The sequence below is a fragment of the Bacillus sp. PK5-006 genome (assembly GCF_054161415.1).
In genome coordinates this window covers 2,108,528-2,131,933 of record NZ_CP096414.1, presented here as the reverse complement: position 1 = coordinate 2,131,933, position 23,406 = coordinate 2,108,528, and the positions used below count along the sequence as shown (strand labels likewise).

Annotated in this window: 25 protein-coding genes; all 25 read left to right on the top strand. The window is 40.8% G+C overall.

Features of this window, described 5'->3' with window-relative positions; genetic code table 11:
* Positions 1-145: 145 nt before the first annotated feature.
* Positions 146-1,306, top strand: coding sequence for an ADP-forming succinate--CoA ligase subunit beta (gene sucC, locus M1D84_RS11025; RefSeq protein ID WP_024426972.1), 1,161 nt, complete (start codon positions 146-148; stop codon positions 1,304-1,306).
* A 22-nt stretch (positions 1,307-1,328) separates the two neighbouring features.
* Positions 1,329-2,231 (top strand): succinate--CoA ligase subunit alpha, encoded by a 903-nt coding sequence (gene sucD, locus M1D84_RS11020; protein WP_007499624.1) that lies wholly within the window; start codon positions 1,329-1,331, stop codon positions 2,229-2,231.
* A 63-nt stretch (positions 2,232-2,294) separates the two neighbouring features.
* A complete protein-coding gene (gene dprA, locus M1D84_RS11015) occupies positions 2,295-3,197 on the top strand; it encodes a DNA-processing protein DprA (protein WP_024424185.1) in 903 nt (300 codons plus the stop codon).
* A 193-nt stretch (positions 3,198-3,390) separates the two neighbouring features.
* Positions 3,391-5,466: a type I DNA topoisomerase gene (topA, locus tag M1D84_RS11010; protein WP_024424184.1), complete on the top strand. Its 2,076-nt coding sequence runs from the start codon at positions 3,391-3,393 to the stop codon at positions 5,464-5,466.
* 70 nt (positions 5,467-5,536) lie between these two features.
* Positions 5,537-6,841, top strand: a complete 1,305-nt coding sequence (gene trmFO, locus M1D84_RS11005; protein WP_024424183.1) for an FADH(2)-oxidizing methylenetetrahydrofolate--tRNA-(uracil(54)-C(5))-methyltransferase TrmFO — start codon at positions 5,537-5,539, stop codon at positions 6,839-6,841.
* A gap of 62 nt (positions 6,842-6,903) precedes the next feature.
* Positions 6,904-7,821, top strand: a complete 918-nt coding sequence (gene xerC / locus M1D84_RS11000; protein ID WP_024424182.1) for a tyrosine recombinase XerC — start codon at positions 6,904-6,906, stop codon at positions 7,819-7,821.
* 14 nt (positions 7,822-7,835) lie between these two features.
* Positions 7,836-8,381, top strand: a complete 546-nt coding sequence (gene hslV, locus M1D84_RS10995; protein WP_024424181.1) for an ATP-dependent protease subunit HslV — start codon at positions 7,836-7,838, stop codon at positions 8,379-8,381.
* Between the two features lie 16 nt (positions 8,382-8,397).
* A complete protein-coding gene (gene hslU / locus M1D84_RS10990) occupies positions 8,398-9,798 on the top strand; it encodes an HslU--HslV peptidase ATPase subunit (protein WP_024424180.1) in 1,401 nt (466 codons plus the stop codon).
* A gap of 34 nt (positions 9,799-9,832) precedes the next feature.
* Positions 9,833-10,612, top strand: a complete 780-nt coding sequence (codY, locus tag M1D84_RS10985) for a GTP-sensing pleiotropic transcriptional regulator CodY (protein WP_007499612.1) — start codon at positions 9,833-9,835, stop codon at positions 10,610-10,612.
* 288 nt (positions 10,613-10,900) lie between these two features.
* Positions 10,901-11,290: a flagellar basal body rod protein FlgB gene (gene flgB / locus M1D84_RS10980; RefSeq protein WP_012009952.1), complete on the top strand. Its 390-nt coding sequence runs from the start codon at positions 10,901-10,903 to the stop codon at positions 11,288-11,290.
* Entirely contained in the window at positions 11,290-11,742 is a 453-nt protein-coding gene (gene flgC, locus M1D84_RS10975; RefSeq protein ID WP_024424179.1) for a flagellar basal body rod protein FlgC, read from the top strand. Before flgB ends, flgC begins: the two co-directional genes overlap by 1 nt.
* An 11-nt stretch (positions 11,743-11,753) precedes the next feature.
* Complete coding sequence (gene fliE, locus M1D84_RS10970) at positions 11,754-12,071, top strand: flagellar hook-basal body complex protein FliE (RefSeq protein ID WP_025092577.1); 318 nt, start codon at positions 11,754-11,756, stop codon at positions 12,069-12,071.
* Between the two features lie 49 nt (positions 12,072-12,120).
* Positions 12,121-13,713, top strand: a complete 1,593-nt coding sequence (gene fliF / locus M1D84_RS10965) for a flagellar basal-body MS-ring/collar protein FliF (RefSeq protein ID WP_024424177.1) — start codon at positions 12,121-12,123, stop codon at positions 13,711-13,713.
* Between the two features lie 11 nt (positions 13,714-13,724).
* Positions 13,725-14,741 carry a flagellar motor switch protein FliG gene (gene fliG / locus M1D84_RS10960; protein ID WP_024424176.1) on the top strand — a complete coding sequence of 339 codons (1,017 nt, stop codon included), beginning with the start codon at positions 13,725-13,727 and terminating at the stop codon, positions 14,739-14,741.
* Positions 14,734-15,498: a flagellar assembly protein FliH gene (gene fliH / locus M1D84_RS10955; RefSeq protein ID WP_024424175.1), complete on the top strand. Its 765-nt coding sequence runs from the start codon at positions 14,734-14,736 to the stop codon at positions 15,496-15,498. Before fliG ends, fliH begins: the two co-directional genes overlap by 8 nt.
* Entirely contained in the window at positions 15,495-16,811 is a 1,317-nt protein-coding gene (fliI, locus tag M1D84_RS10950; RefSeq protein WP_024424174.1) for a flagellar protein export ATPase FliI, read from the top strand. Before fliH ends, fliI begins: the two co-directional genes overlap by 4 nt.
* Before the next feature lie 8 nt (positions 16,812-16,819).
* The gene (gene fliJ, locus M1D84_RS10945) at positions 16,820-17,263 is read left to right on the top strand and encodes a flagellar export protein FliJ (RefSeq protein ID WP_024424173.1); all 444 of its coding nucleotides are present in this window, start codon (positions 16,820-16,822) and stop codon (positions 17,261-17,263) included.
* 12 nt (positions 17,264-17,275) lie between these two features.
* Complete coding sequence (locus M1D84_RS10940; RefSeq protein ID WP_024424172.1) at positions 17,276-17,977, top strand: MotE family protein; 702 nt, start codon at positions 17,276-17,278, stop codon at positions 17,975-17,977.
* Positions 17,978-19,306, top strand: coding sequence for a flagellar hook-length control protein FliK (locus M1D84_RS10935; protein ID WP_024424171.1), 1,329 nt, complete (start codon positions 17,978-17,980; stop codon positions 19,304-19,306).
* Positions 19,306-19,752: a flagellar hook assembly protein FlgD gene (gene flgD / locus M1D84_RS10930; RefSeq protein ID WP_024424170.1), complete on the top strand. Its 447-nt coding sequence runs from the start codon at positions 19,306-19,308 to the stop codon at positions 19,750-19,752. The genes M1D84_RS10935 and flgD overlap by 1 nt, the downstream gene beginning before the upstream one ends.
* 17 nt (positions 19,753-19,769) lie before the next feature.
* Positions 19,770-20,561: a flagellar basal body rod protein FlgG gene (gene flgG, locus M1D84_RS10925; protein WP_024424169.1), complete on the top strand. Its 792-nt coding sequence runs from the start codon at positions 19,770-19,772 to the stop codon at positions 20,559-20,561.
* Between the two features lie 37 nt (positions 20,562-20,598).
* Positions 20,599-20,814: a flagellar FlbD family protein gene (locus tag M1D84_RS10920; protein ID WP_008344794.1), complete on the top strand. Its 216-nt coding sequence runs from the start codon at positions 20,599-20,601 to the stop codon at positions 20,812-20,814.
* A complete protein-coding gene (gene fliL, locus M1D84_RS10915) occupies positions 20,811-21,239 on the top strand; it encodes a flagellar basal body-associated protein FliL (RefSeq protein ID WP_024424168.1) in 429 nt (142 codons plus the stop codon). The genes M1D84_RS10920 and fliL overlap by 4 nt, the downstream gene beginning before the upstream one ends.
* 32 nt (positions 21,240-21,271) lie before the next feature.
* Positions 21,272-22,270, top strand: a complete 999-nt coding sequence (fliM, locus tag M1D84_RS10910; RefSeq protein WP_024424167.1) for a flagellar motor switch protein FliM — start codon at positions 21,272-21,274, stop codon at positions 22,268-22,270.
* Positions 22,260-23,381: a flagellar motor switch phosphatase FliY gene (gene fliY, locus M1D84_RS10905; RefSeq protein ID WP_024424166.1), complete on the top strand. Its 1,122-nt coding sequence runs from the start codon at positions 22,260-22,262 to the stop codon at positions 23,379-23,381. Before fliM ends, fliY begins: the two co-directional genes overlap by 11 nt.
* Positions 23,382-23,406: the final 25 nt, after the last annotated feature.

Below are 23,406 nucleotides of genomic sequence, written 5' to 3'. Positions count from 1 at the left end.
TATTTTTAATAAAATAAAAGTTTGAATGTTTAGAAGGATTTTACGATTTTACATAGAACCCTAGACATTCTCTTTTTTATTCTTTAAAATGAAAGCGCAGTCTATTTTATAATTTTTGTTTCTACATATGTTGGGAGGATGGGAAATGAATATCCATGAGTACCAAGGAAAAGAAATCCTAAGAAAATATGGGGTTTCAGTTCCAAATGGTAAAGTAGCATTTACACCTGATGAAGCAGTGAAAGCATCAGAAGAGCTAGGGAGCTCTGTATATGTCGTAAAAGCACAGATTCATGCAGGCGGCCGTGGTAAAGCAGGCGGGGTAAAAATTGCAAAAACGAAAGATGAAGTGAAAGGGTTTGCAGAGGAATTGCTCGGCAAGACACTTGTCACACATCAAACAGGGCCTGAAGGGCGCGAAATAAAACGCTTACTTATTGAAGAAGGCTGCGATATTCAAAAGGAATACTATGTTGGACTAGTTTTGGACAGAGCGACATCAAGAATTGTATTGATGGCATCTGAAGAAGGCGGTACTGAAATTGAAGAAGTAGCAGAAAAAACGCCAGAAAAAATCGTCAAAGTGGTCATCGATCCAGCGATTGGTCTGCAAGGCTATCAGGCGAGAGAAGTGGCATTTAAAATTAATATTCCAACAAAATTAGTTGGCCAAGCTGTTAAGTTTATGACAAGCCTTTACAATGCGTTTATTGAAAAAGATTGTTCAATTGCTGAGATTAATCCACTTGTTGTAACAGGCGATGGAAAAGTCATGGCACTTGATGCAAAATTAAACTTTGATAGCAATGCCTTATATAGACAAAAAGATATATTAGAATACCGTGACCTTGATGAAGAGGATCCAAAAGAAATTGAAGCATCTAAATATGACTTAAGCTACATTTCTTTAGATGGAAATATTGGCTGTATGGTCAATGGAGCAGGTCTTGCGATGTCTACAATGGATATCATCAAGCATTACGGCGGGGACCCTGCAAACTTCCTAGATGTTGGCGGCGGTGCAACAGCTGAAAAAGTAACGGAAGCATTTAAAATCATTTTATCTGATCAAAATGTCAAAGGGATTTTCGTGAACATTTTTGGCGGCATCATGAAATGTGATGTCATTGCAGAAGGTGTTGTTGAAGCGACGAAACAAGTCGGCTTAACATTACCACTTGTTGTACGTCTTGAAGGAACAAACGTTGAATTAGGGAAGAAAATCCTGAGTGATTCAGGCTTAAATATCACTTCTGCTGAGTCTATGGCTGACGGGGCAGAAAAGATTGTATCTTTAGTCAAGTAGAGCAGAAAGGCAGGGAACCTAAATGAGTGTATTTATTAATAAAAATACGAGAGTAATTGTTCAGGGGATTACCGGTTCAACCGCATTGTTCCATACAAAACAAATGATTGAGTACGGAACAAATATTGTTGGCGGTGTCACACCTGGAAAAGGTGGAACTGAAGTAGAAGGAGTTCCTGTATTTAATACTGTATCTGAAGCAGTTCAGACTACTGGAGCGAACGCTTCTGTTATCTATGTACCAGCACCATTTGCGGCAGATGCCATTTTAGAGGCTGTTGACGCAGAAGTCGATCTCGTCATTTGTATCACAGAACATATTCCAGTGCTTGACATGGTCAAAGTGAAACGGTATATGGAAGGGAAAAAGACAAGACTAGTTGGACCAAACTGCCCAGGTGTCATCACACCTGAAGAATGTAAAATTGGTATCATGCCTGGCTACATTCATAAAAAAGGTCATGTGGGTGTTGTTTCTCGTTCTGGAACGCTTACATATGAAGCGGTACATCAGCTTTCAGAAGCTGGCGTTGGTCAATCGACAGCTGTAGGAATCGGGGGGGACCCGGTAAATGGGACAAACTTTATTGATGTTTTAAAAGCATTCAATGAAGACCCTGAAACACATGCTGTAATAATGATCGGTGAAATCGGCGGTACGGCTGAAGAAGAAGCAGCTGAATGGGTAAAAGCAAATATGACTAAACCAGTCGTTGGCTTTATTGGCGGTAAAACGGCGCCTCCAGGAAAACGTATGGGACATGCTGGTGCTATTATTTCTGGTGGTAAAGGAACAGCTGATGAAAAAGTAAAAACAATGCGTGAATGTGGAATTGAAGTGGCAGAAACACCATCTGTCATGGGAGAAACGTTGATTAAAGTATTAAAAGAGAAGAATCTCTTCGAAGCTTGTAAAACGCATTAATGACACAAGAAGACTTGTTCTTTGACAAGTCTTCTTCTTTCTATCTTAAACTGGAGGAATGGTATGTACAACGTGTCCGAAAGAATGATTTTTCACCGCTTAAAAGGCCTCATCTCACCCTCATTATTAACAAAATGGTGGAAAGTCGATCCTGAACTATATATAAATGAAGAAACACATCATTTTAAACAGGATCGAGCATTACAAACGATCGACTTTACCCGCTTAAAACAAGCTGAAGAAAATGAATTCCCCATTTTTCAACACATCGTTCAAGCCTATTTAAAGCAAAACATTCACATGATTCCCATCACATCACCCTTATATCCCAGCACACTAAAAAATATTTATGATCCTCCCCCTGTGTTATTCCTAAAAGGAAACGTATTATATTTAAATGAAGAAAAAAGTTTAGGTGTAGTCGGCACGCGAGTTCCATCGTCTTATGGAGAAGCATGTGTGAAGAAAATTGTTGGTGAGCTTGTCAAGGAAGAGTGGATGATTGTCAGTGGTTTAGCTAAAGGAATCGATGGACTGGCACATAAAGAGTGCATCAGGAAAAAAGGGAAAACAATCGGCATTATAGCAGGCGGCTTTCAGCATGTATACCCAAAAGAACATGCACAAATGGCTCAATACATGGGCGAACATCATTTGCTTTTGTCAGAGCACCCGCCTTATGTCAAACCAGAAAAGTGGCATTTTCCAATGAGAAATCGTTTAATTAGTGCATTGACGAAAGGGACCATCGTGATTCAGTGCAAAGAAAAGAGCGGTTCTCTTATTACAGCCTATCAAGCGCTTGAGCAAGGCAAAGAAGTATTTGCGGTTGCTGGATCCATCTTTGATTCTAATTCCACAGGTCCGGCAAGACTCATTCAGCAGGGGGCAAAGCTTGTTCATTCCACAAAGGATATTTTAGAGGAATTCTCCTTCCACAGCGTTCAATATACTGAACTCTCATAAAAATATCGTTTGACAAAAGACATCGGAATATTTAATAATAGTGAGGATTTAAGTTTACACTTTGTTTTTCGTGTTTATAATGATGTTCATCATAAAGAATTTTTAATGATTGCCTGTTAGATAGGTGCAATTAACATAAATATGAATTGTGAAATGTATAAAGAGAGAACACCTCTTAAGGGGGATTTTGAGTATGGCTGATTATTTAGTCATCGTTGAGTCGCCAGCAAAGGCGAAAACGATTGAGCGTTATTTAGGAAAAAAGTATAAAGTAAAAGCTTCAATGGGGCACGTAAGGGATTTACCGAAAAGTCAGCTCGGTGTTGACACTGAGCATGACTTTGAACCGAGATATATTACGATTCGCGGGAAAGGCCCAGTTTTAAAAGAATTAAAAACAGCAGCGAAAAAAGCAAAGAAAGTCTATCTCGCAGCTGACCCCGATAGAGAGGGAGAAGCGATTGCTTGGCATTTAGCACACAGCCTTGACCTTGACCTCTCTTCTGACTGCCGCGTTGTTTTTAACGAGATTACAAAGGATGCGATTAAAGATTCCTTTAAGCATCCACGTATGATCAATATGGACTTAGTTGATGCGCAGCAGGCAAGACGGATATTAGATCGTCTCGTTGGGTATAAAATCAGTCCGATTTTATGGAAGAAAGTGAAAAAGGGCTTAAGTGCCGGACGTGTTCAATCAGTTGCACTCCGCCTGATTATTGATCGCGAGAATGAAATTAATGAATTTAAACCAGAAGAATACTGGACAATTGACGGTACATTCCTAAAAGGAAAAGAAAGCTTCGAAGCGAGTTTCTTTGGCCTCAATGGCAAAAAACATCCATTGAAAACAAAAGAAGATGTAAAAGAAATCCTTTCGAAATTAAAGGGAAGCAAATTCTCTGTAGAGAAAGTAACGAAAAAAGAGCGTAAACGTAATCCAGCTGTTCCGTTTACGACTTCTACTTTACAGCAGGAGGCTGCAAGAAAATTAAACTTCCGTGCGAAAAAGACAATGATGATTGCACAGCAATTATATGAAGGAATTGATCTTGGTAAAGAAGGTACAGTCGGTCTCATTACATATATGAGAACGGACTCAACACGTATTTCCAATACAGCGATTGAAGAAGTATCTGCCTTCATTGATCAGACGTACGGCAAGAATTTCTTAAACACAACAAAACGAACAGCTAAAAAGAATGAAAATGCACAAGATGCTCACGAAGCCATCCGCCCGACTTCGACGTTAAGAAAACCGGCAGATGTCAAGCACGTGCTAAGCCGCGATCAGCTTCGTCTGTACAAATTGATTTGGGAACGATTCGTGGCAAGCCAAATGGCGCCGGCTGTTCTTGATACAATGAGTGTGGACCTTGATCATAACGGTCTTACTTTCCGTGCGAATGGCAGTAAAGTAAAATTCCCTGGGTTTATGAAGGTTTATGTGGAAGGAAAGGACGACCAGCTAGAGGAAAAGGACAAAATGCTTCCTGATCTGAAAGAAGGGGACACAGTTCTTTCAAAAGATATCGAACCGGAACAGCACTTCACACAGCCGCCTCCGCGTTACACTGAGGCAAGATTGGTCAAAACACTTGAAGAGCTCGGTATAGGCCGTCCATCTACGTATGCACCAACATTAGATACAATTCAAAAGCGCGGCTATGTCGCACTTGATAATAAACGATTTACTCCGACAGAGCTTGGAGAGATTGTACTCAACTTAATCATTGAATTCTTCCCTGAAATCATTAACGTTGAATTTACAGCGAAAATGGAAAAGGAACTTGATAGTGTTGAAGAAGGTACGATCGAATGGGTTCGTATTATCGACAGCTTCTATCAAGACTTTGCAAAACGGGTAGAAAAAGCTGAAGCAGAGATGCAAGAAGTTGAGATTGAGCCGGAATACGCAGGTGTTGATTGTGAAGAGTGCGGACATCCGATGGTGTACAAAATGGGTAGATACGGCAAGTTCATGGCGTGCTCTAACTTTCCTGACTGCCGCAACACAAAACCAATTGTCAAAGATATCGGGGTCAAATGCCCGTCATGTCATGAAGGAAACATTGTTGAACGAAAATCGAAAAAACGCCGCATTTTTTACGGCTGTGATCGTTTTCCAGAGTGTGAATTCGTCTCTTGGGACAAACCAATTGAAAGAAAGTGTCCAAAATGCGAAAATATGCTTGTAGAGAAAAAGCTGAAAAAAGGCGTTCAAGTTCAATGTGTCAACTGTGATTATAAAGAGGAACAACAAAAATAGCGGTGAGCAGCCTTGTTCACCTGCTTTTTTATGTCATCAAACAGACCTTACGAAATAGGAGAGTTGTACAATGAGTCAATTTGTAAATGTGATCGGAGCCGGTTTAGCTGGAAGTGAAGCTGCATGGCAAATCGCTAAACGAGGGATTAAAGTCAATTTATATGAAATGAGACCTGTGAAACAAACGCCGGCTCACCACACAGATAAATTTGCGGAGCTTGTATGCAGCAACTCACTGCGTGCGAATGCTTTAACGAATGCAGTAGGTGTATTAAAGGAAGAAATGCGTCATTTAGATTCAGCTATTATCGCAGCAGCAGATGAAAGCTCAGTTCCTGCTGGCGGCGCGCTTGCAGTAGACCGTCATGAATTTGCAGCAAACGTGACAGACCGCGTGAAAAATCATCCGAATGTTACTGTCTTTCAAGAAGAAGTGCAAAGCATACCAGAAGGTCCGACAATTATCGCGACTGGCCCGCTGACATCAGAAGCACTTTCAAAAGAATTAAAATCGTTAACAGGAGAAGAATATCTCTATTTCTACGATGCAGCGGCACCTATTCTAGAGAAAGACAGCATTGATATGGATAAGGTGTACTTGAAATCACGCTATGACAAAGGAGAAGCCGCTTATTTAAACTGTCCAATGACAGAAGAAGAATTCGATCGTTTTTATGAGGCACTCATTTCTGCTGAAACTGTGCCATTAAAAGAATTTGAAAAAGAAATCTTCTTTGAAGGCTGTATGCCAATTGAAGTCATGGCGAAAAGAGGAAAGAAAACGATGCTGTTTGGTCCGATGAAGCCAGTAGGACTGGAAGATCCGAAAACAGGAAAAAGACCTTACGCTGTTGTTCAATTAAGACAGGATGATGCAGCAGGTACTTTATATAACATCGTTGGCTTCCAGACACATCTGAAGTGGGGCGATCAAAAGGAAGTATTCCGTTTGATTCCAGGCCTTGAAGAAGCAGAAATTGTTCGTTACGGCGTGATGCACCGTAATACATTTATTAACTCGCCAAGCCTTTTAAGACCGACTTATCAGTTTAAAAATAGAGATGACCTATTCTTTGCCGGACAAATGACAGGCGTTGAAGGGTATGTCGAGTCCGCAGCGTCCGGACTTGTGGCTGGCATTAACGCCGCTCGTTTTGTCAAAGGAGAAGAGCTTGTGACACTTCCTGAGGAGACGGCGATTGGCAGTATGGCTCACTACATCACATCGACAAACAAGAAAAGCTTCCAGCCGATGAATGCGAATTTTGGTTTGCTGAAAGATCTAGGTGTTCGAATTAAGAACAAACAAGAACGTTATGCAGAGTACGCTAAGCGCGCAATCGAAACTATTCAAACTATTTCGAAATCTCTGTAGTAAAACATTGCACGGAAAGCAAGATATGTGATACCATTTAAAAGCCTTAAAGAGGTGTAAAAATGACGAATAAACAGCGTCTTGTCCACTTATTCATTGAATATCTGCAAATTGAAAAAAACTATTCAGCTTTAACGATCTCAGGATATACAGAAGCCATTGAAGAGTTTGTCAGATTTATGAACATTCAAGGAATAGACGGTTTTGAAGAGGTATCCTATCAAGATACGAGAATTTATTTAACAGAAGCTTATGAAAAAGGCCTGACAAGAAGAACGATTAGTAAGAAAGTCTCTGCGCTTCGCAGCTTTTATAAATTTTTATTAAGAGAACAGCTTGTGAAAGAAAATCCTTTTTTACTCGTTAGCTTACCAAAGCAGGATAAGCGGATTCCTTCATTTTTGTATGAAGAGGAACTAAAAGAGCTTTTTACAGTTTCTGATGTCAGCACACCGCTTGGGCAAAGAAATCAAGCCATTTTAGAACTTCTTTATGCAACAGGTATGAGGGTCAGTGAGTTATGTTCATTAAAAGAATCTGATCTTGATTTATCGATGGATACAGTGCTTGTTCATGGGAAAGGCAGCAAGCAGCGGTATGTTCCTTTCGGGTCATATGCTCATGAAGCGCTCATTACTTATTTAGAGGATGGAAGGCAGAAGCTGAAATCTAAAGGGAAAGACCGCGCTGATACTCATGTGTTTTTGAATCAGCGCGGGACGCCTCTTACAGACCGAGGTGTACGATTCATTCTCACTGAATTAATGAAAAAGGCGTCAGGTACATTACATATCCATCCTCACATGTTAAGGCACACCTTTGCCACGCATCTCTTAAACGAGGGGGCGGATTTGAGAAGTGTTCAAGAACTTCTCGGTCATTCAAATTTATCATCTACACAGGTGTACACGCATGTATCAAAAGATTCTTTAAGAAACACGTACATGTCTCATCACCCAAGGGCTTTTAAACGATCCTAAAAGGAGGTTTTTTCATGTCATCATTTCATGCAACAACCATCTTTGCCGTTCAGCATAAAGGAAAAAGTGCAATGGCTGGCGACGGTCAAGTCACTTTCGGGCAGGCTGTCGTGATGAAACACACAGCAAAAAAAGTGCGCCGTCTTTTTGGAGGCAAGGTGCTTGCAGGTTTTGCAGGTTCAGTAGCCGATGCTTTTACACTCTTTGAAAAGTTTGAAACAAAGCTTGAAGAATATGGTGGTAATTTAAAGCGGGCAGCCGTAGAACTAGCGAAGGAATGGCGAAGTGACAAGATGCTAAGGCAGCTTGAGGCCATGCTCATCGTCATGAACAAAGAAAGCATCCTGCTTGTCTCTGGAACAGGAGAGGTCATCGAACCAGATGATGGGATTTTGGCCATTGGCTCAGGCGGCAACTATGCGCTTAGCGCCGGGAGAGCACTCAAAACCCATGCAGGTGATCATCTCTCAGCGAGAGAAATTGCAAAGGCCGCTCTTGAAACGGCCGGAGAAATCTGTGTCTACACGAACGATCAAATCACTTTAGAAGAGCTTGAATAGAAAGGACATGAGACGTATGGAGAAAAAGCCGTTCACCCCAAGAGAGATAGTTGAAAAGCTTGATCAATACATCATTGGTCAGCTTGATGCGAAAAAAGCAGTGGCGGTGGCTTTAAGAAACCGTTACAGAAGAAGTCTTTTGCATGATAAGCTAAAGGATGAAGTCGTTCCTAAAAACATTTTAATGATCGGTCCAACAGGTGTGGGGAAAACAGAAATTGCCCGCAGAATTGCTCGAATTTCTGGTGCGCCTTTTATTAAAGTGGAAGCGACGAAATTTACTGAAGTGGGTTATGTCGGCCGTGACGTAGAGTCCATGGTGAGAGATTTAGTTGAAACAGCGATTAGACTCGTCAAAGAAGAAAAGATGAAAGATGTTCAAGAGGAAGCAGAAAAACAAGCAAATAAACGTCTTGTTCATTTACTTGTTCCTGGCAAGAAAAAAAGCCAGTCTGTGAAAAATCCGTTTGAGATGCTGTTTGGCGGTTCTGATGAAGATGACCGTGATCGAGATCATTCAAATGAAGAAGTGGAACTCGAATCGACAAGAAAGCGAATCGCTCATCAGCTGGCGATGGGAGAACTTGAAGATCATTACGTTACGATTGAAGTAGAAGAACAGCAGCCTTCCATGTTTGATATGCTTCAAGGCTCGGGTATGGAGCAAATGGGTATGAACATGCAGGATGCGCTCGGCAATCTCATGCCTAAAAAGAAAAAACGCAGAAAGCTGACTGTCAGAGAAGCAAGAAAGGCGTTAACGGCTGAGGAAGCTTCAAAACTGATTGATATGGATGAAGTCAGTCAGGAAGCGGTCTACAAAGCAGAGCAGCAAGGAATTATTTTTATCGATGAAATCGACAAAATCGCCAAAAGCGGTGGTGCATCATCTGCAGATGTTTCTCGTGAAGGGGTTCAGCGTGATATTTTACCGATTGTAGAAGGTTCAACTGTGATGACAAAATATGGTGCCGTTAAAACTGATCATGTGCTGTTTGTTGCAGCAGGTGCATTTCATATGGCAAAACCATCAGATTTGATTCCAGAACTTCAGGGACGCTTCCCAATCCGTGTAGAATTAGATAAATTAAGTATAGAAGACTTTGTGAAAATCTTAACGGAACCAGATAATGCATTATTAAAGCAATATAAAGCTTTACTTGAAACAGAAGGTATATCTCTTGAATTTTCTGACGATGCTATTCATAAGATTGCCGAAGTGGCTTATCATGTCAATCAGGAGACAGATAACATCGGTGCAAGAAGGCTTCATACCATACTTGAGAAGCTGCTTGAAGAGCTTTCATTTGAGGCGCCTGATATTACGATGGAGACAGTGACCATTACACCTCAGTATGTCGAAGAGAAGCTAGGAAAGATTGCAAATAACAAAGATTTAAGTCAATTTATACTTTAACAAATGAATAAAGTAATCTAGGAGGATCATTATTATGGCGTTACTACAAAAAACAAGGATTATTAACTCAATGCTGCAAGATGCAGCGGGGAAACCAGTTAATTTCAAAGAAATGGCAGAAACACTGAGAGATGTCATTGATTCAAACATTTTCGTATTAAGCAGAAGGGGAAAGCTTCTTGGCTACTCCATTAATCAACAGATCGAAAATGCACGTATGAAAAAAATGCTTGAAGATCGTCAGTTCCCTGAAGAATATACAAAGAGTCTATTCAATGTCCCTGAAACGTCTTCAAACCTTGATATTAACAGTGAATATACAGCTTTCCCGATTGAAAACCGGGACTTATTCCAATCAGGTTTAACAACAATTGTTCCAATTATCGGCGGAGGAGATCGTTTAGGTACGTTAATCCTGTCCCGCTTACAAGATACATTCACAGATGATGATTTAATTCTTGCTGAATACGGGGCAACAGTTGTTGGAATGGAGATTCTTCGCGAGAAAGCAGAGGAAATCGAAGAAGAAGCAAGAAGTAAAGCGGTTGTTCAAATGGCGATTAGCTCTCTTTCCTACAGTGAGCTTGAAGCGATTGAGCACATTTTTGAAGAGCTGGATGGAAACGAAGGTCTTCTCGTTGCAAGTAAAATTGCAGACCGTGTAGGGATCACGCGCTCAGTGATCGTAAACGCCTTACGTAAGTTAGAAAGTGCAGGCGTGATTGAATCTCGTTCTCTTGGAATGAAGGGAACGTACATCAAAGTGTTAAACAACAAATTTTTAATTGAACTCGAAAATTTAAAATCTCATTAATCAAAAACCCTTTTTGGCCGAAATAAATGCTGAAAAGGGTTTTTTTATGTGAAAAAATGAGGATTTGTCCGAAAAATGTCACTCTTTTTTCCAAGAAACCCCTTACAAATCTGTAGTGCTTTGAATCTAGGTCTTTATACCTATTCGTAAAATAGATATATATTACGAGTTTTTTTTACATATACATCATAGACTTTAATCCTATTATTTCTTACAATGAACATATGGTTTTACAAATCTCGACATGATTAAATGGAATGAAATACATATGATTGGAGGTATATGGTTTTGGATATATTTTCTGGAACGATAAGCAACCTTGAGAATGCCTTGGGCAGAGCGAATGTTAAGCAAAAAGTCATAAGCAATAATATCGCAAATATAGACACACCGAACTACAAGTCGAAAAACGTCGCATTCCATGACATGCTAAATGATGCGTCAATCAAATTAGATGCCAAAAAAACATACCAAGGTCACATTGATTTTTCAAAAACAGGGTCCAATTATTCAGTTGTTTCGAGCAACCGTACTTCTTATCAAGAAAACGGAAATAATGTCGATATTGATCAAGAGATGAGTGAACTCGCTAAAAACCAAATTCAGTATAATGCGCTGGTGGAAAGAATGAGCGGGAAATTCAATTCTCTTAAAACAGTTTTGACAGGAGGTAAGTGATGTCGATTTTTTCAGGAGTGAACGCTTCGGCCTCAGCATTAACGGCACAGAGGCTCAGAATGGACGTTGTATCCTCAAACCTTGCAAATATGGATACAACAAGAGCTAAACAGGTTGATGGCAACTGGGAGCCTTATAGACGTAAGCTTGTCACATTACAGCCGTCAGGTGAATCGTTTTCATCTATATTGAACTCAAGTATGAATTCAAGCGGCAAATTAGGAAACGGCGTCAAAGTAACAAAGATTACTGAAGACGAAACTCCATTCAACCTTCAATATGATCCTACAAATCCCGATGCCAATGAAAATGGATATGTTCAAACACCAAATGTCGATCCATTAAAAGAAATGGTCGACCTCATCAGCAGCTCAAGATCATATGAAGCAAACGTGACTGCTCTAAATGCGAATAAAAGCATGCTGATGAAAGCTTTAGAAATAGGAAAGTAAGGTGAAAATAATTGGTTAATGCAATATCTCCTTTCCAGCTTCAAACTGCTCAGCAAGCAAGTGAATTGACGAATGCAACGCCCGTTCAGGCGGCTGCACCTAAAAGTCAAACGAATTTCTCTGATGTGCTGAAGAATTCCATTGAGGCATTAAATCAATCACAGCTGAAATCAGACCAGTATACAAATGCGCTTGCACAAGGAAAAGATGTCAATCTCGATGAAGTCATGATTGCCGCGCAAAAAGCGAGTGTTACACTCACAGCTGCAACAGAGTTTCGTAATAAAGCAGTCGAAGCGTACCAAGAGATTATGAGAATGCAGATGTAGGAGGTGCTGGTGGACAAAAAAAGACTGAATGGAATGACCGGGGGTTAAGATGAATCGTACTTTAATGCAATTAAGAACAAAAACAGTTGAGTTTTGGCGAAATCGATCAAAATTACAAAAAATACTCATGATTGGCGGCGTTGCTGCCCTAGCAATCATTATTACGGTTGTTAGCATCTTTGCTTCTTCTGAAAAAATGGTTCCGCTCTTTAGAGACTTGTCTGAGGCAGAAGCTGGACAAATCAAACAGGAACTAGATGGCAAAAACGTTAAATCGGAACTTGCAAACAATGGAACAACGATTCTCGTTCCAGAAAAGCAAGCAGATTCTTTAAAAGTAACACTTGCATCTGAAGGGCTCCCTAAGACAGGCAACATTGATTATTCCTTCTTTGCAAACAATTCAGGCTTCGGTTTAACAGATAATGAATTTGATGTTCTGAAAGTAGACGCAACTCAGACAGAACTATCCAATCTGATCAACACGATTGATGGGATTAAAGATTCAAAAGTGATGATTAACCTGCCAAAAGATTCCGTTTTTGTTGGAGAAGAGCAAAGTAATGCATCAGCATCCATTGTGCTGCAAGTTGAGCCAGGCTACACGCTCACACCGCAGCAAGTAAAAGGCCTTTATCATCTTATTTCAAAAAGTGTGCCGAATTTAAAAACAGAAAACATTGTCATTATGGACCAAGATTCCAACTACTACGACTTAAACACCAGCTCCGATTCCTATGCAAGTGGAATGGATGCACAGCAGCAGAAAAAAGAGGAAATCGAAAAGAATCTTCAAAGAAAAATTCAGCAGCTGCTCGGAACAATGATGGGTCAAGATAAAGTAGCTGTATCGGTCACAACAGACATTGATTTTACTGAAGAAAAAAGAAAAGAAGACCTTGTAGAACCTGTTGATAAAGAAAACATGCAGGGAATTGCTGTCAGCGCTGAAAAGATTGCTGAAACTTATTCAGGTAATGGCGCAGCAGCTGGAGGCACCGCTGGAACAGGTGATGATGATGTCACAAATTATCAAGGTGCCGATGGAGCGAATGGAAGCGGAGATTACGAAAAGAGCGAAGATCGTATCAATTATGAAGTCAACCGCATTCATAAAGATATCAAAGAAAGTCCTTATAAAATCAGAGATGTTGGCATTCAAGCATTGGTCGAACCACCAACTGCAAACGATGTAAACTCTTTAACTGCTGAAAGACAAGATGATATCAAAAAGATTCTTTCAACGATCATTAGCACATCGATTGATAAAGAATACACAAATGGTCAAGCGCTCACTCAAGCAGACTTAGATAACAAAATCGTTTTATCTGTATCAAAATTAGACGGTAAACAGCAAACTGCGGCAGATAACCCTTCAAACAATATTCCAATCTGGGTTTATATTGTAGGCGGTGTGCTCCTACTTGCAATTATCGCTCTTATCATTCTTCTTGTACGCAAGCGTAGAAGAGATGAAGAAGAAGAGTTTGAGTTTGATGAACGTACACCAATTGATGTTCCTGATATCGATACTGAACCAGAAACAGAAGAAATGGTGAGAAAAAATCAGCTTGAAAAAATGGCAAAAGAAAAACCAGAAGACTTTGCTAAATTGCTACGCAGCTGGCTGTCCGAGGATTAGGAGGAATAAACATGTCGAGAAAAGATCCAAATCGACTAACAGGCAGACAAAAAGCAGCAATCCTAATGATTTCCTTAGGGCTAGACGTGTCAGCATCTGTATACAAACATCTGTCTGAAGACGAAATAGAAAAATTAACATTAGAAATTTCCAATGTACGAAGTGTAGATACTGCTAAAAAAGATGAAGTCATCGAAGAGTTTCACAGCATTGCCATCGCGCAGGACTACATATCGCAGGGCGGTCTTATGTACGCAAGACAAGTGCTTGAAAAAGCGCTTGGTGAGGATAAAGCGGACAGCATCTTAAACAGGCTGACATCCTCTCTTCAAGTGAAACCATTTGATTTTGCTCGAAAGGCTGAGCCAGAACAAATTTTAAACTTTATCCAGCATGAGCATCCACAAACGATTGCACTTATCCTTTCCTACCTGGATCCAGTGCAGGCTGGGCAAATTTTATCTGAGTTAGGCGAGGAAGTACAAACCGAGGTTGCGAGACGTATTGCCTTAATGGACCGCACATCTCCAGAGATCATCAATGAGGTGGAACGTATTCTTGAACAAAAGCTTTCTTCAACCTTTACGCAGGACTATACGCAAACGGGCGGAGTCGAAGCGGTTGTAGAAGTGCTAAATGGTGTAGACCGTGCTACTGAGAAGACCATTTTAGACACACTTGAAATTCAAGATCCAGAGCTTGCGGATGAAATTAAGAAACGTATGTTTGTCTTTGAAGATATTGTCACTCTTGACAGCAGAGCGATTCAGCGCGTCATCAGAGATGTTGAAAATGATGACTTATTGCTCGCACTCAAAGTGGCAAGCGAAGAGGTCAAAGAAATTGTCTTCCGTAACATGTCACAGCGTATGGTCGAAACATTCAAAGAAGAAATGGAGTTTATGGGGCCTGTCCGGCTTAGAGATGTCGAGGAAGCACAAACCCGTATTGTCAGCATCGTAAGACGACTTGAGGAAGCTGGAGAAATCGTCATAGCTCGAGGCGGAGGAGACGATATCATTGTCTAGGATTATCAAACATGAAACATCTGTTATTCCTGAACAAGGACGGCAAACGATTCCTTTACAGCAAGTACACTTTAAAAGAGAACATCACGAAGAAGAGCTTGTCAATGAAACCGAAGCATCGCAGCTAGTACTCAGTGATGCAGAAGATCAAGCGAGCCGCATATTAGAACAAGCAAACAGTGAGCTGGAAAAAACAATGGCTGAAATCAATCAGCGCCGGACTGAGTTTGAAGAAGAAAGAATGCAGCTCATTGAAGAAGCGAAACAAGCAGGTTATCAAGAAGGCTTCCAAAAGGGCGAAGCAGATGCGAATTTGCAGTACCAAGCTATTCTTGATCAAGCAAATGACATCGTTCGTCTTGCAAGGCAGGACTACGAAGAAAAAATTGAAAGCTCTGCTGAGCAAATTGTGGAACTCGCTTTTGAACTCGCCAAACGCGTTTGGAATGCAGCTGAGGACACGAAAGATCAATTTTTGGCTCTTGTGAAGCAGGTCATTTCAGAAGTGAAAGAATATGATGATATTTCCATCTATGTTGACCCTGAACATTACGAGCATGTGATGGAATATAAAGACGAATTGATTAGAATCCTTCAAAAGGATACACACCTTGCCATTTACTCGGATGAAAAAGCGCCAAAAGGAACTTGTTACGTAGAAACAAGTTTTGGAAAAGTGGAAGCGAGTGTTGATACCCAAATGAATCAGTTGAAAGAAAAATTATTAGAAGTCATTGATTCAGGTGATCACAAATGAAAATGGATGTGCTAAAAGAAACGATTGAAACCGCTGATCCTTATAAACGATTTGGTAAAGTCAATCGAGTGGTTGGGCTGATGATTGAATCTAAGGGACCGGAGAGTTCGATCGGTGATGTATGTCTCATTCATAAAAAAGGGAGCAAGCACCATCCGATAAAAGCAGAGGTCGTAGGGTTTAGAGATGAAAACATTCTGCTCATGCCTTATGTAGAAGCATCCAATATTTCACCAGGAAGTCTTGTTGAAGCGACGGGTGAGTCGCTGAAGGTCAAAGTTGGGACTGGATTAATTGGTGAAGTCGTTGATGCCTTCGGTGATCCGCTTGATGGCAGTATGCTTCCAAAAGGACTTGCACCTGTTTCGACAGATCAGTCACCCCCAAATCCAATGGACAGACCGCCTATTCGAGAAAAGATGGGTGTCGGTGTTAGAGTCATTGACAGTCTGCTCACAGTTGGCACTGGTCAAAGGATCGGGATTTTTGCCGGAAGCGGTGTTGGAAAAAGTACCTTAATGGGGATGATTGCAAAGCAGACAGAAGCAGACCTGAATGTCATTGCTCTTGTTGGAGAGCGTGGCCGTGAAGTTCGTGAGTTTATTGAAAAGGATTTAGGTGCTGAAGGACTGAAGCGATCCATTGTTGTCGTTGCAACTTCTGACCAGCCTGCACTGACGAGACTGAAAGCTGCGTATACAGCAACAGCTATTGCGGAGTATTTCAGGGACAGAGGCAAAAATGTCATGTTCATGATGGATTCTGTTACAAGGGTCGCCATGGCGCAAAGGGAAATAGGACTCGCAACTGGCGAGCCGCCAACAACAAAAGGATATACACCTTCAGTGTTCGCTATACTGCCAAAATTGCTCGAACGAACTGGGACAAATCAGCTTGGTTCGATCACAGCGTTTTACACAGTGCTTGTTGATGGGGACGATATGAACGAGCCCATCGCTGATACAGTGAGGGGGATCCTGGATGGTCACATTGTACTTGATCGTGCTTTAGCCAACAAAGGACAATTTCCCGCTGTTAATATTTTGAAAAGTATCAGCCGTGTCATGAGCAATATCGCAAGTCATGATCACAAGGAAGCGGCTAACCGGTTCCGCCAGCTTTTATCCACTTATCAAAACGCTGAAGACCTCATTAATATTGGAGCATATAAAAAAGGCTCCTCCAAAGATATTGATGAGGCCATGCAGGCTTACCCTCACCTGATTTCTTTTTTGAAGCAGGATGTAGAAGAGGCTGTATCTATTGAAGACAGTGTGAGTTTATTGCTCAGTTTGATGAATAGAGAGGATTGACAAAAACAGTGAGATATCAATACAAATTTCAAAAGCTCTTAGAACTGAAAGAAAGTGAAAAAGACAAGTCACTCGCAGCATACCAACAATCCGTTTCGGCATTTGAGCAAGTTGCTGAAAAACTCTATGAAAATATGAGTAAAAAAGAGCTAATGGAAAAAAGCAAAGAAGAAAAGCTGAGAAGTGGAATGAGTGTTCAAGAAATGCGTCATTACCAGCAATTTGTGACCAACTTAGATAACACCATCCAGCATTATCAGCAGCTTGTGATCATGAAACGCCATCAAATGAATGAAAAACAATCTGATTTAACTGAAAAAAACATTGAGTTTAAAAAGTTTGAAAAAATGAAAGAAAAGCAATTTGAAAAGTTCTCCCTTGAACATAAGGCAATTGAAATGAAAGAAATGGATGATATCTCTATCAGCCAATTCATGTTTCAAGGACATTAGGAGTCGAGATGAATGCCTAAGAAGGAAAAAACGAAGGAATCAGGCGGCGGGAAATTTCAATGGATCTTGTTTATTGTCATCATCCCATTGATTGTGCTTGTGATTGTCACTGGCACGATCCTTTATATGGCAGGTTTTGATCTAAAAAAACCGCTCCAAAACATTCCGGTGATTAGCAGCTTAGTTGGTTCAGATGACACCTCAAAAACGTCATCTTCACCTAATGATCAAAGCGATGCAGAGTTGAAAGAACTGAAAAAGACCATTAAAGAGCAAAAAAATGAACTCGAAATTGCACAAAAAGATTTGAAAACAAGTGATGAAGAGATTAAAAGACTGAATCAAAAAATCAACTCACTTGAAAAAACATCTGAAAATGATGCAAAGAATACGTCAGCCAATGACAGTTCATCGAATAACAGCTCATCAAATAACACGTCAGATAATAACTCGGCAGGGACGTCCTCTGATGCAGCGGCATCCTCTAATCAGCAGACAAAAGGAAAGGTCGCCAGCATTTATGAAAGCATGGACTCAGGAAAATCCGCCAAAATTTTATCAGAATTAAGTGATAAAGAGGCGTTAAAAATTCTTGAAGAGCTGAGCAAAAATAAACTGACAGACATATTAGCAAAACTGACACCTCAGAAGGCAGCAACGTTTACAAAAGAGCTTGCCAAAAAAGAAGAAAGTGAAAATGGGGGTGGACAATAAGTGAAGCTATTGGATATTGGAGCCTTACAGCAATCTTCTCAAGGTCTTTCAGGGCTAAAAGGAGACGGCGCCGCATCTGCACGAGGTTTGTTTAAACAATTGCTTAGCGGAGCAGGCGCTCAAAGCGGTCCTGTTCATGCTGAGACAGCCGATGCAGCCTCTCTTTCTATCAATGATGCGATGCAAATTGTTGAAAAATGGATGCAATCACCTGAAGAAGGAATGAGCGCAGACCTACTAAGTGCGCTTCAAACACTACAAGGTCAAACGCTTGAATCATCCGATCTCAAATCACTTGAAGAATTATTTCAAAAAATGGAATCTTCCATTTACGGTGATCAAGCGGAAAAGCCAGGTTCTGAACATAGTGAACAGCTCATACAAGTCCACTTCTTCATCTATCAATTGCTCAATCAACAGCCGCTCAGCTTTGATGCGAAACTTGTGCAGGATATTGAAGGAAAAGGTCAAGACTTTATCCACTTTCTTTCGAAAAACGGGGTAGATGAAAAACTCATTCAGCAAGTAAAAGAGCAGTTCTTCTCGCAGGGATCAACGCCAAAGCTGAATTCGATGACTCAAAGTGAGCTAAAGCACTTTAATCAGTTAATCGACCATATGATGGCGAATGCGAAAGGGTCTGACAAAGAGTGGAAAATTTCACTTGGAGAGTTGAAAGAGCTAATCTCTCCAAAACAAGAATCTACACTCGCTTCTCCGGCAAAAGGGAATGCATCTCTTGAGTGGCTCATCAAAAAAGAAGTCGTGAAAGGACAAAGCGCTGCTGCACCAGCTTCTGAAAAAATAATGACCCATACACTTTTGCCAGGTCATAAGCAGTTTTTCCAACTGCAGTCAGCGGCTCCTGTTCAGCAGACACAAACGACTGATGAGAAGCCGGGAACAGTTGATCAGCAAATTCTAAACACGTGGAAGCAAATGAAATTCACGCCGTTTGGCAATTCAAGCGGACGCTTCACCGTTCGATTAAATCCAGAAAATCTTGGATTCATTACCATTCAGCTAACGAAGCAAAACGGTATGTATGCGAGTAAAATTACAGCCTCGACGCAAGCAGCGAAAGAGCTGTTAGAGCATCATCTGCCGCAGCTCAAGCAGGCACTTCCGAATATGTCGGTTCAAGTGGACCGTTTCCATATACCGCTTCAATCAAATGAGCAGCCGTTATTTGGACAACAATTTAACGAAGAAAACAAGCAGCAGCAGTCAAAAGGGCAGAATTCCCAGCAGACTGATGAACAGGAAGCAGAATTCCAAGATGTACTGGATGCTCTTGTTGGGTCAGATGAAGAAGAGGAGGAGATCTAATGGCAACAGTTGATGCTACGAATAGAACAGCCGCACAAGCAGACACTTCTTCAAAAACAGAAAAGAAAACAGATACGCTTGGCAAAGATCAATTCTTGAAAATTTTGCTCACGCAGCTTCAAAACCAAGATCCGACAAACCCACTTGATGACCGTGAGTTTGTCACTCAGCTTGCGACATTTTCATCTTTAGAACAGCAAACCAATATGAACGATTCGATCACCAAACTGAATCAGCTCATGTCTACATTTGTTGCACACCAAGATCCGTTTACGACGTATGTAGGCTGGATTGGTAAAGAAGTATCGGGCAAATTGGATGATAAAGAGATATCGGGCACTGTGAAATCTGTTAAAAACATAGACAATGAATACTTACTTGTTTTAGAAGATGGTACGAAAATCAGCCCTTGGGATGTTACAGCAGTTGGAGAAAAAACGAAGTAATTCGAGGAGGAAAATAAATGTTACGCTCACTTTACTCAGGAATTAGCGGAATGAAAAACTTCCAAACAAAATTAGATGTGGTAGCCAATAACGTAGCCAACGTCAATACACACGGATACAAAAAAAGCCGTATCACGTTTAAAGATATGGTCAGTCAAACCATTTCAAGCTCAGGTGGACCAACGAACAACTCTGGTTCAATTAACTCAAAACAAGTTGGTTTAGGATCATCTTTAGCTTCTATTGATAAAGTCATGTCACCGGGATCTTCTCAAAATACAGATGAACCTTACGACTTCTATATCAATGGAGATGGATTTTTCCGTATTGAAAGTCAAGGAGAAGTTCTTTATACAAGAACCGGGAACTTTAGACGTGATTCGGAGGGAAATTTAACGACTACTGACGGAAATTACCTTCTCGGAATGGATGGACAAAAAATAACGATCCCAGATGGCATTTCAAGTGTAAGTGTTGGTCCAGATGGAACAATTTCGGTTGTTGAAAACAACGTATCTAGAAATGTTGGACAGATTTCACTCGTATCTTTCAGTAACGCAGGAGGATTAGACAAAGTTGGTGACAACCTTTACCGCCAAACGTTAAGTTCAGGTGCACCAAGTAACCCTATCGTACCTGGTCAAGAAGGAACTGGCGTGATCCAAACAGGTAAACTAGAAATGTCAAACGTTGATTTAACAGATGAGTTTACCGAAATGATTATCGCGCAGCGTGGATTCCAATCGAATGCAAAGACGATCACAACATCTGATGAAATTCTGCAAGAGCTTGTGAATCTGAAACGATAGGAGGTAGGGGGAGCGGATGCTCGCTTCTCTGCTTAATATGATTGAAGTGACAAGATTAAATGGCAAAGGATTTATGCTGAACGCTCTCCATATCGAGCAAATCGAAAGCTTTCCAGACACGACCATTACTTTGGCCAATGGAAAGAAATTCGTTGTGAAAGAAGATGAAGAGCAGCTTCAAGAGAAAATCATTTCATTCTACAGAAAAATCCAAGTCATTTCATTGAATCAAGGAATAGAGGAGTTTGAATGAAGAAGAAATTAGTCGTAGTAATGCTAATCATGATTATTGCCATCGTCGGAATTGGAGCAGGCATCTTTTTTCTGCTGAATGGGTCAGACGAAGCAAAAGCCGAAAAAGAGCCAACAGCAGATGAAGTTGTAAAAGCTTCTGTTGAAATTCCTGAGATTATCACCAATTTAAAATCTGAAGGAAATGCTGTCAAACTTGTCCTGAATATTGAAACGGACTCTGAAAAAGCAAAATCAGAGCTTGAAAAAAGAAGTTTCCAAGTAAAAGATGCTGTAATCGACATTTTATCAGACACGAATGCAGATGAACTTGATGGCAAAAAAGGCAGAGAACATTTTAAAACACAAGTCAAAAACAAAGTGAATAACTATTTGCAAGATGGCAAGGTGAAAGAAGTATATATAACCTCCTTTAATCTGCAATAGAGGCGATTAATTAACGCGATGGAGGTGAAGAAATGTCAGGAGAAGTGCTTTCCCAGAATGAGATCGACGCATTATTATCCGCCATCTCAACAGGCGAAATGGATGCAGAAGAGCTGAAAAAAGAGGAAACGACGAAAAAAGTGAAGGTGTATGACTTTAAACGTGCACTGCGCTTTTCAAAAGACCAGATTCGAAGTTTAACAAGGATTCACGATAACTTCGCTAGACTGCTCACCACGCATTTTTCAGCGCAACTAAGATCATATATTCAAATTACTGTCAGCTCGGTTGACCAAGTACCATACGAAGAATTTATTCGTTCGATTCCTAATATGACATTATTAAACTTATTTTATGTCAGCCCGCTTGAAGGAAGAATCATGCTTGAAGTAAACCCAACAATCGGCTATGCGATGATGGACAGGCTGATGGGCGGGATTGGCATTAGTCATAATAAGACAGAATCACTTACAGAAATTGAAACAAAGATTATCTCAAACATGTTTGAGGGAGCTTTGGAAAATTACAGAGAAGCGTGGCAGTCCATAACCGACATCGAGCCTGAAATGGCAGATTTCGAGGTAAATCCCCAGTTTGTTCAAATGGTGTCACCAAACGAAACAGTTGTCGTCATTTCTCTTAATACACAAATTGGCGAGGTAAGCGGGGTTATTAACCTATGTATTCCTCACGTTGTATTAGAGCCTATTATTCCGAAGCTGTCTGTACACTACTGGATGCAGTCTGAACGAAATGAACCAAAACAGCAAGAAACAAAGGCCATTGAAAAACGGATTATGAAGGCAAAAATACCGGTAGTCGCAGAGCTGGGACAATCGGAAATGACGGTGGAAGAGTTTTTGAATTTGGAAATTGGTGATTGTATTGCCTTGGACAAACCAGTAAATGCGCCTCTTACTGTTATGGTCGGAAATAAACCGAAATTCTTGGGACAGGCCGGCCGCGTGAATCGGAAACAGGCGATTCAAATTCTAGATCACGACATAAGAGGTGAAGAAGATGGAGAATAACGGAAGTAAATTATCACAAGACGAAATCGATGCGCTCCTTAAAGGAGGCAGCAATGACGATATAGAGCCTGATACAATCCTTTCTGCAATGGAGCAAGATGCCATTGGAGAAATCGGAAATATTTCATTTGGCAGCTCTGCAACAGCACTTTCAACCCTATTAAATCAAAAAGTGGAGATTACAACTCCAACTGTTACAGTGATTCAAAAAAGTATGCTGAATGAGGAATTTCCTCATCCGTATGTCGCTATTGAAGTGAATTATACGGAAGGTTTCAGCGCAAGTAACCTGCTTGTCGTCCAGCAAACAGATGCAGCAGTTATTGCGGACTTAATGATGGGCGGAGACGGGACAAATGCTGACCCTTCTTTAAGTGAGATTCACTTAAGTGCAGTACAAGAAGCAATGAACCAAATGATGGGTTCTGCTGCGACATCCATGTCGACTGTCTTTAATAAAAAGATTGATATTTCTCCGCCGCGCGTCGAATTACTTGATGTGAAAGAAGGAGAAGGGACAGACCGCATTCCAGCTGAAGAGATGCTTGTCAAAGTATCCTTCAGATTAAAAATAGGTGAACTCATCGATTCAAATATTATGCAGCTTTATCCTATTACATTTGCGAAGGATTTAATTGCAGAATTAACAGATCCTGCGCAAGAAGAAGAGCCGGTTCAAGAAGAAGTGAGTGCACCTGAACCTCAGCCGGCAGCTCCGCAAACGCAGTCTGCCCCAGCGCAGCAAGCAGCACCGCCGAAAAGACAGGCGAAGCCAAAGCCGGCAGCACCTGTAAATGTGGCGCCGGTTGAATTTGAATCGTTCAGTGAGCCTCAGCATACAACAAGCCAGCTTGGAAACCTTGATATGCTGATGGACATTCCGCTTTCCATTACGGTGGAACTTGGAAGAACTCAGCGCAGTGTGAAAGAAGTTCTTGAGCTTTCAGCTGGAAGTATCATTGAACTGGACAAACTTGCTGGTGAGCCAGTAGACATTCTAGTGAACAAACGAATCGTCGCCAAAGGGGAAGTCGTTGTCATTGATGAGAACTTTGGTGTTCGTGTGACTGATATTTTAAGTCAGTCAGAAAGACTTTCTAATTTAAAATAAACAAACATATAGGGAGAGAATAAGT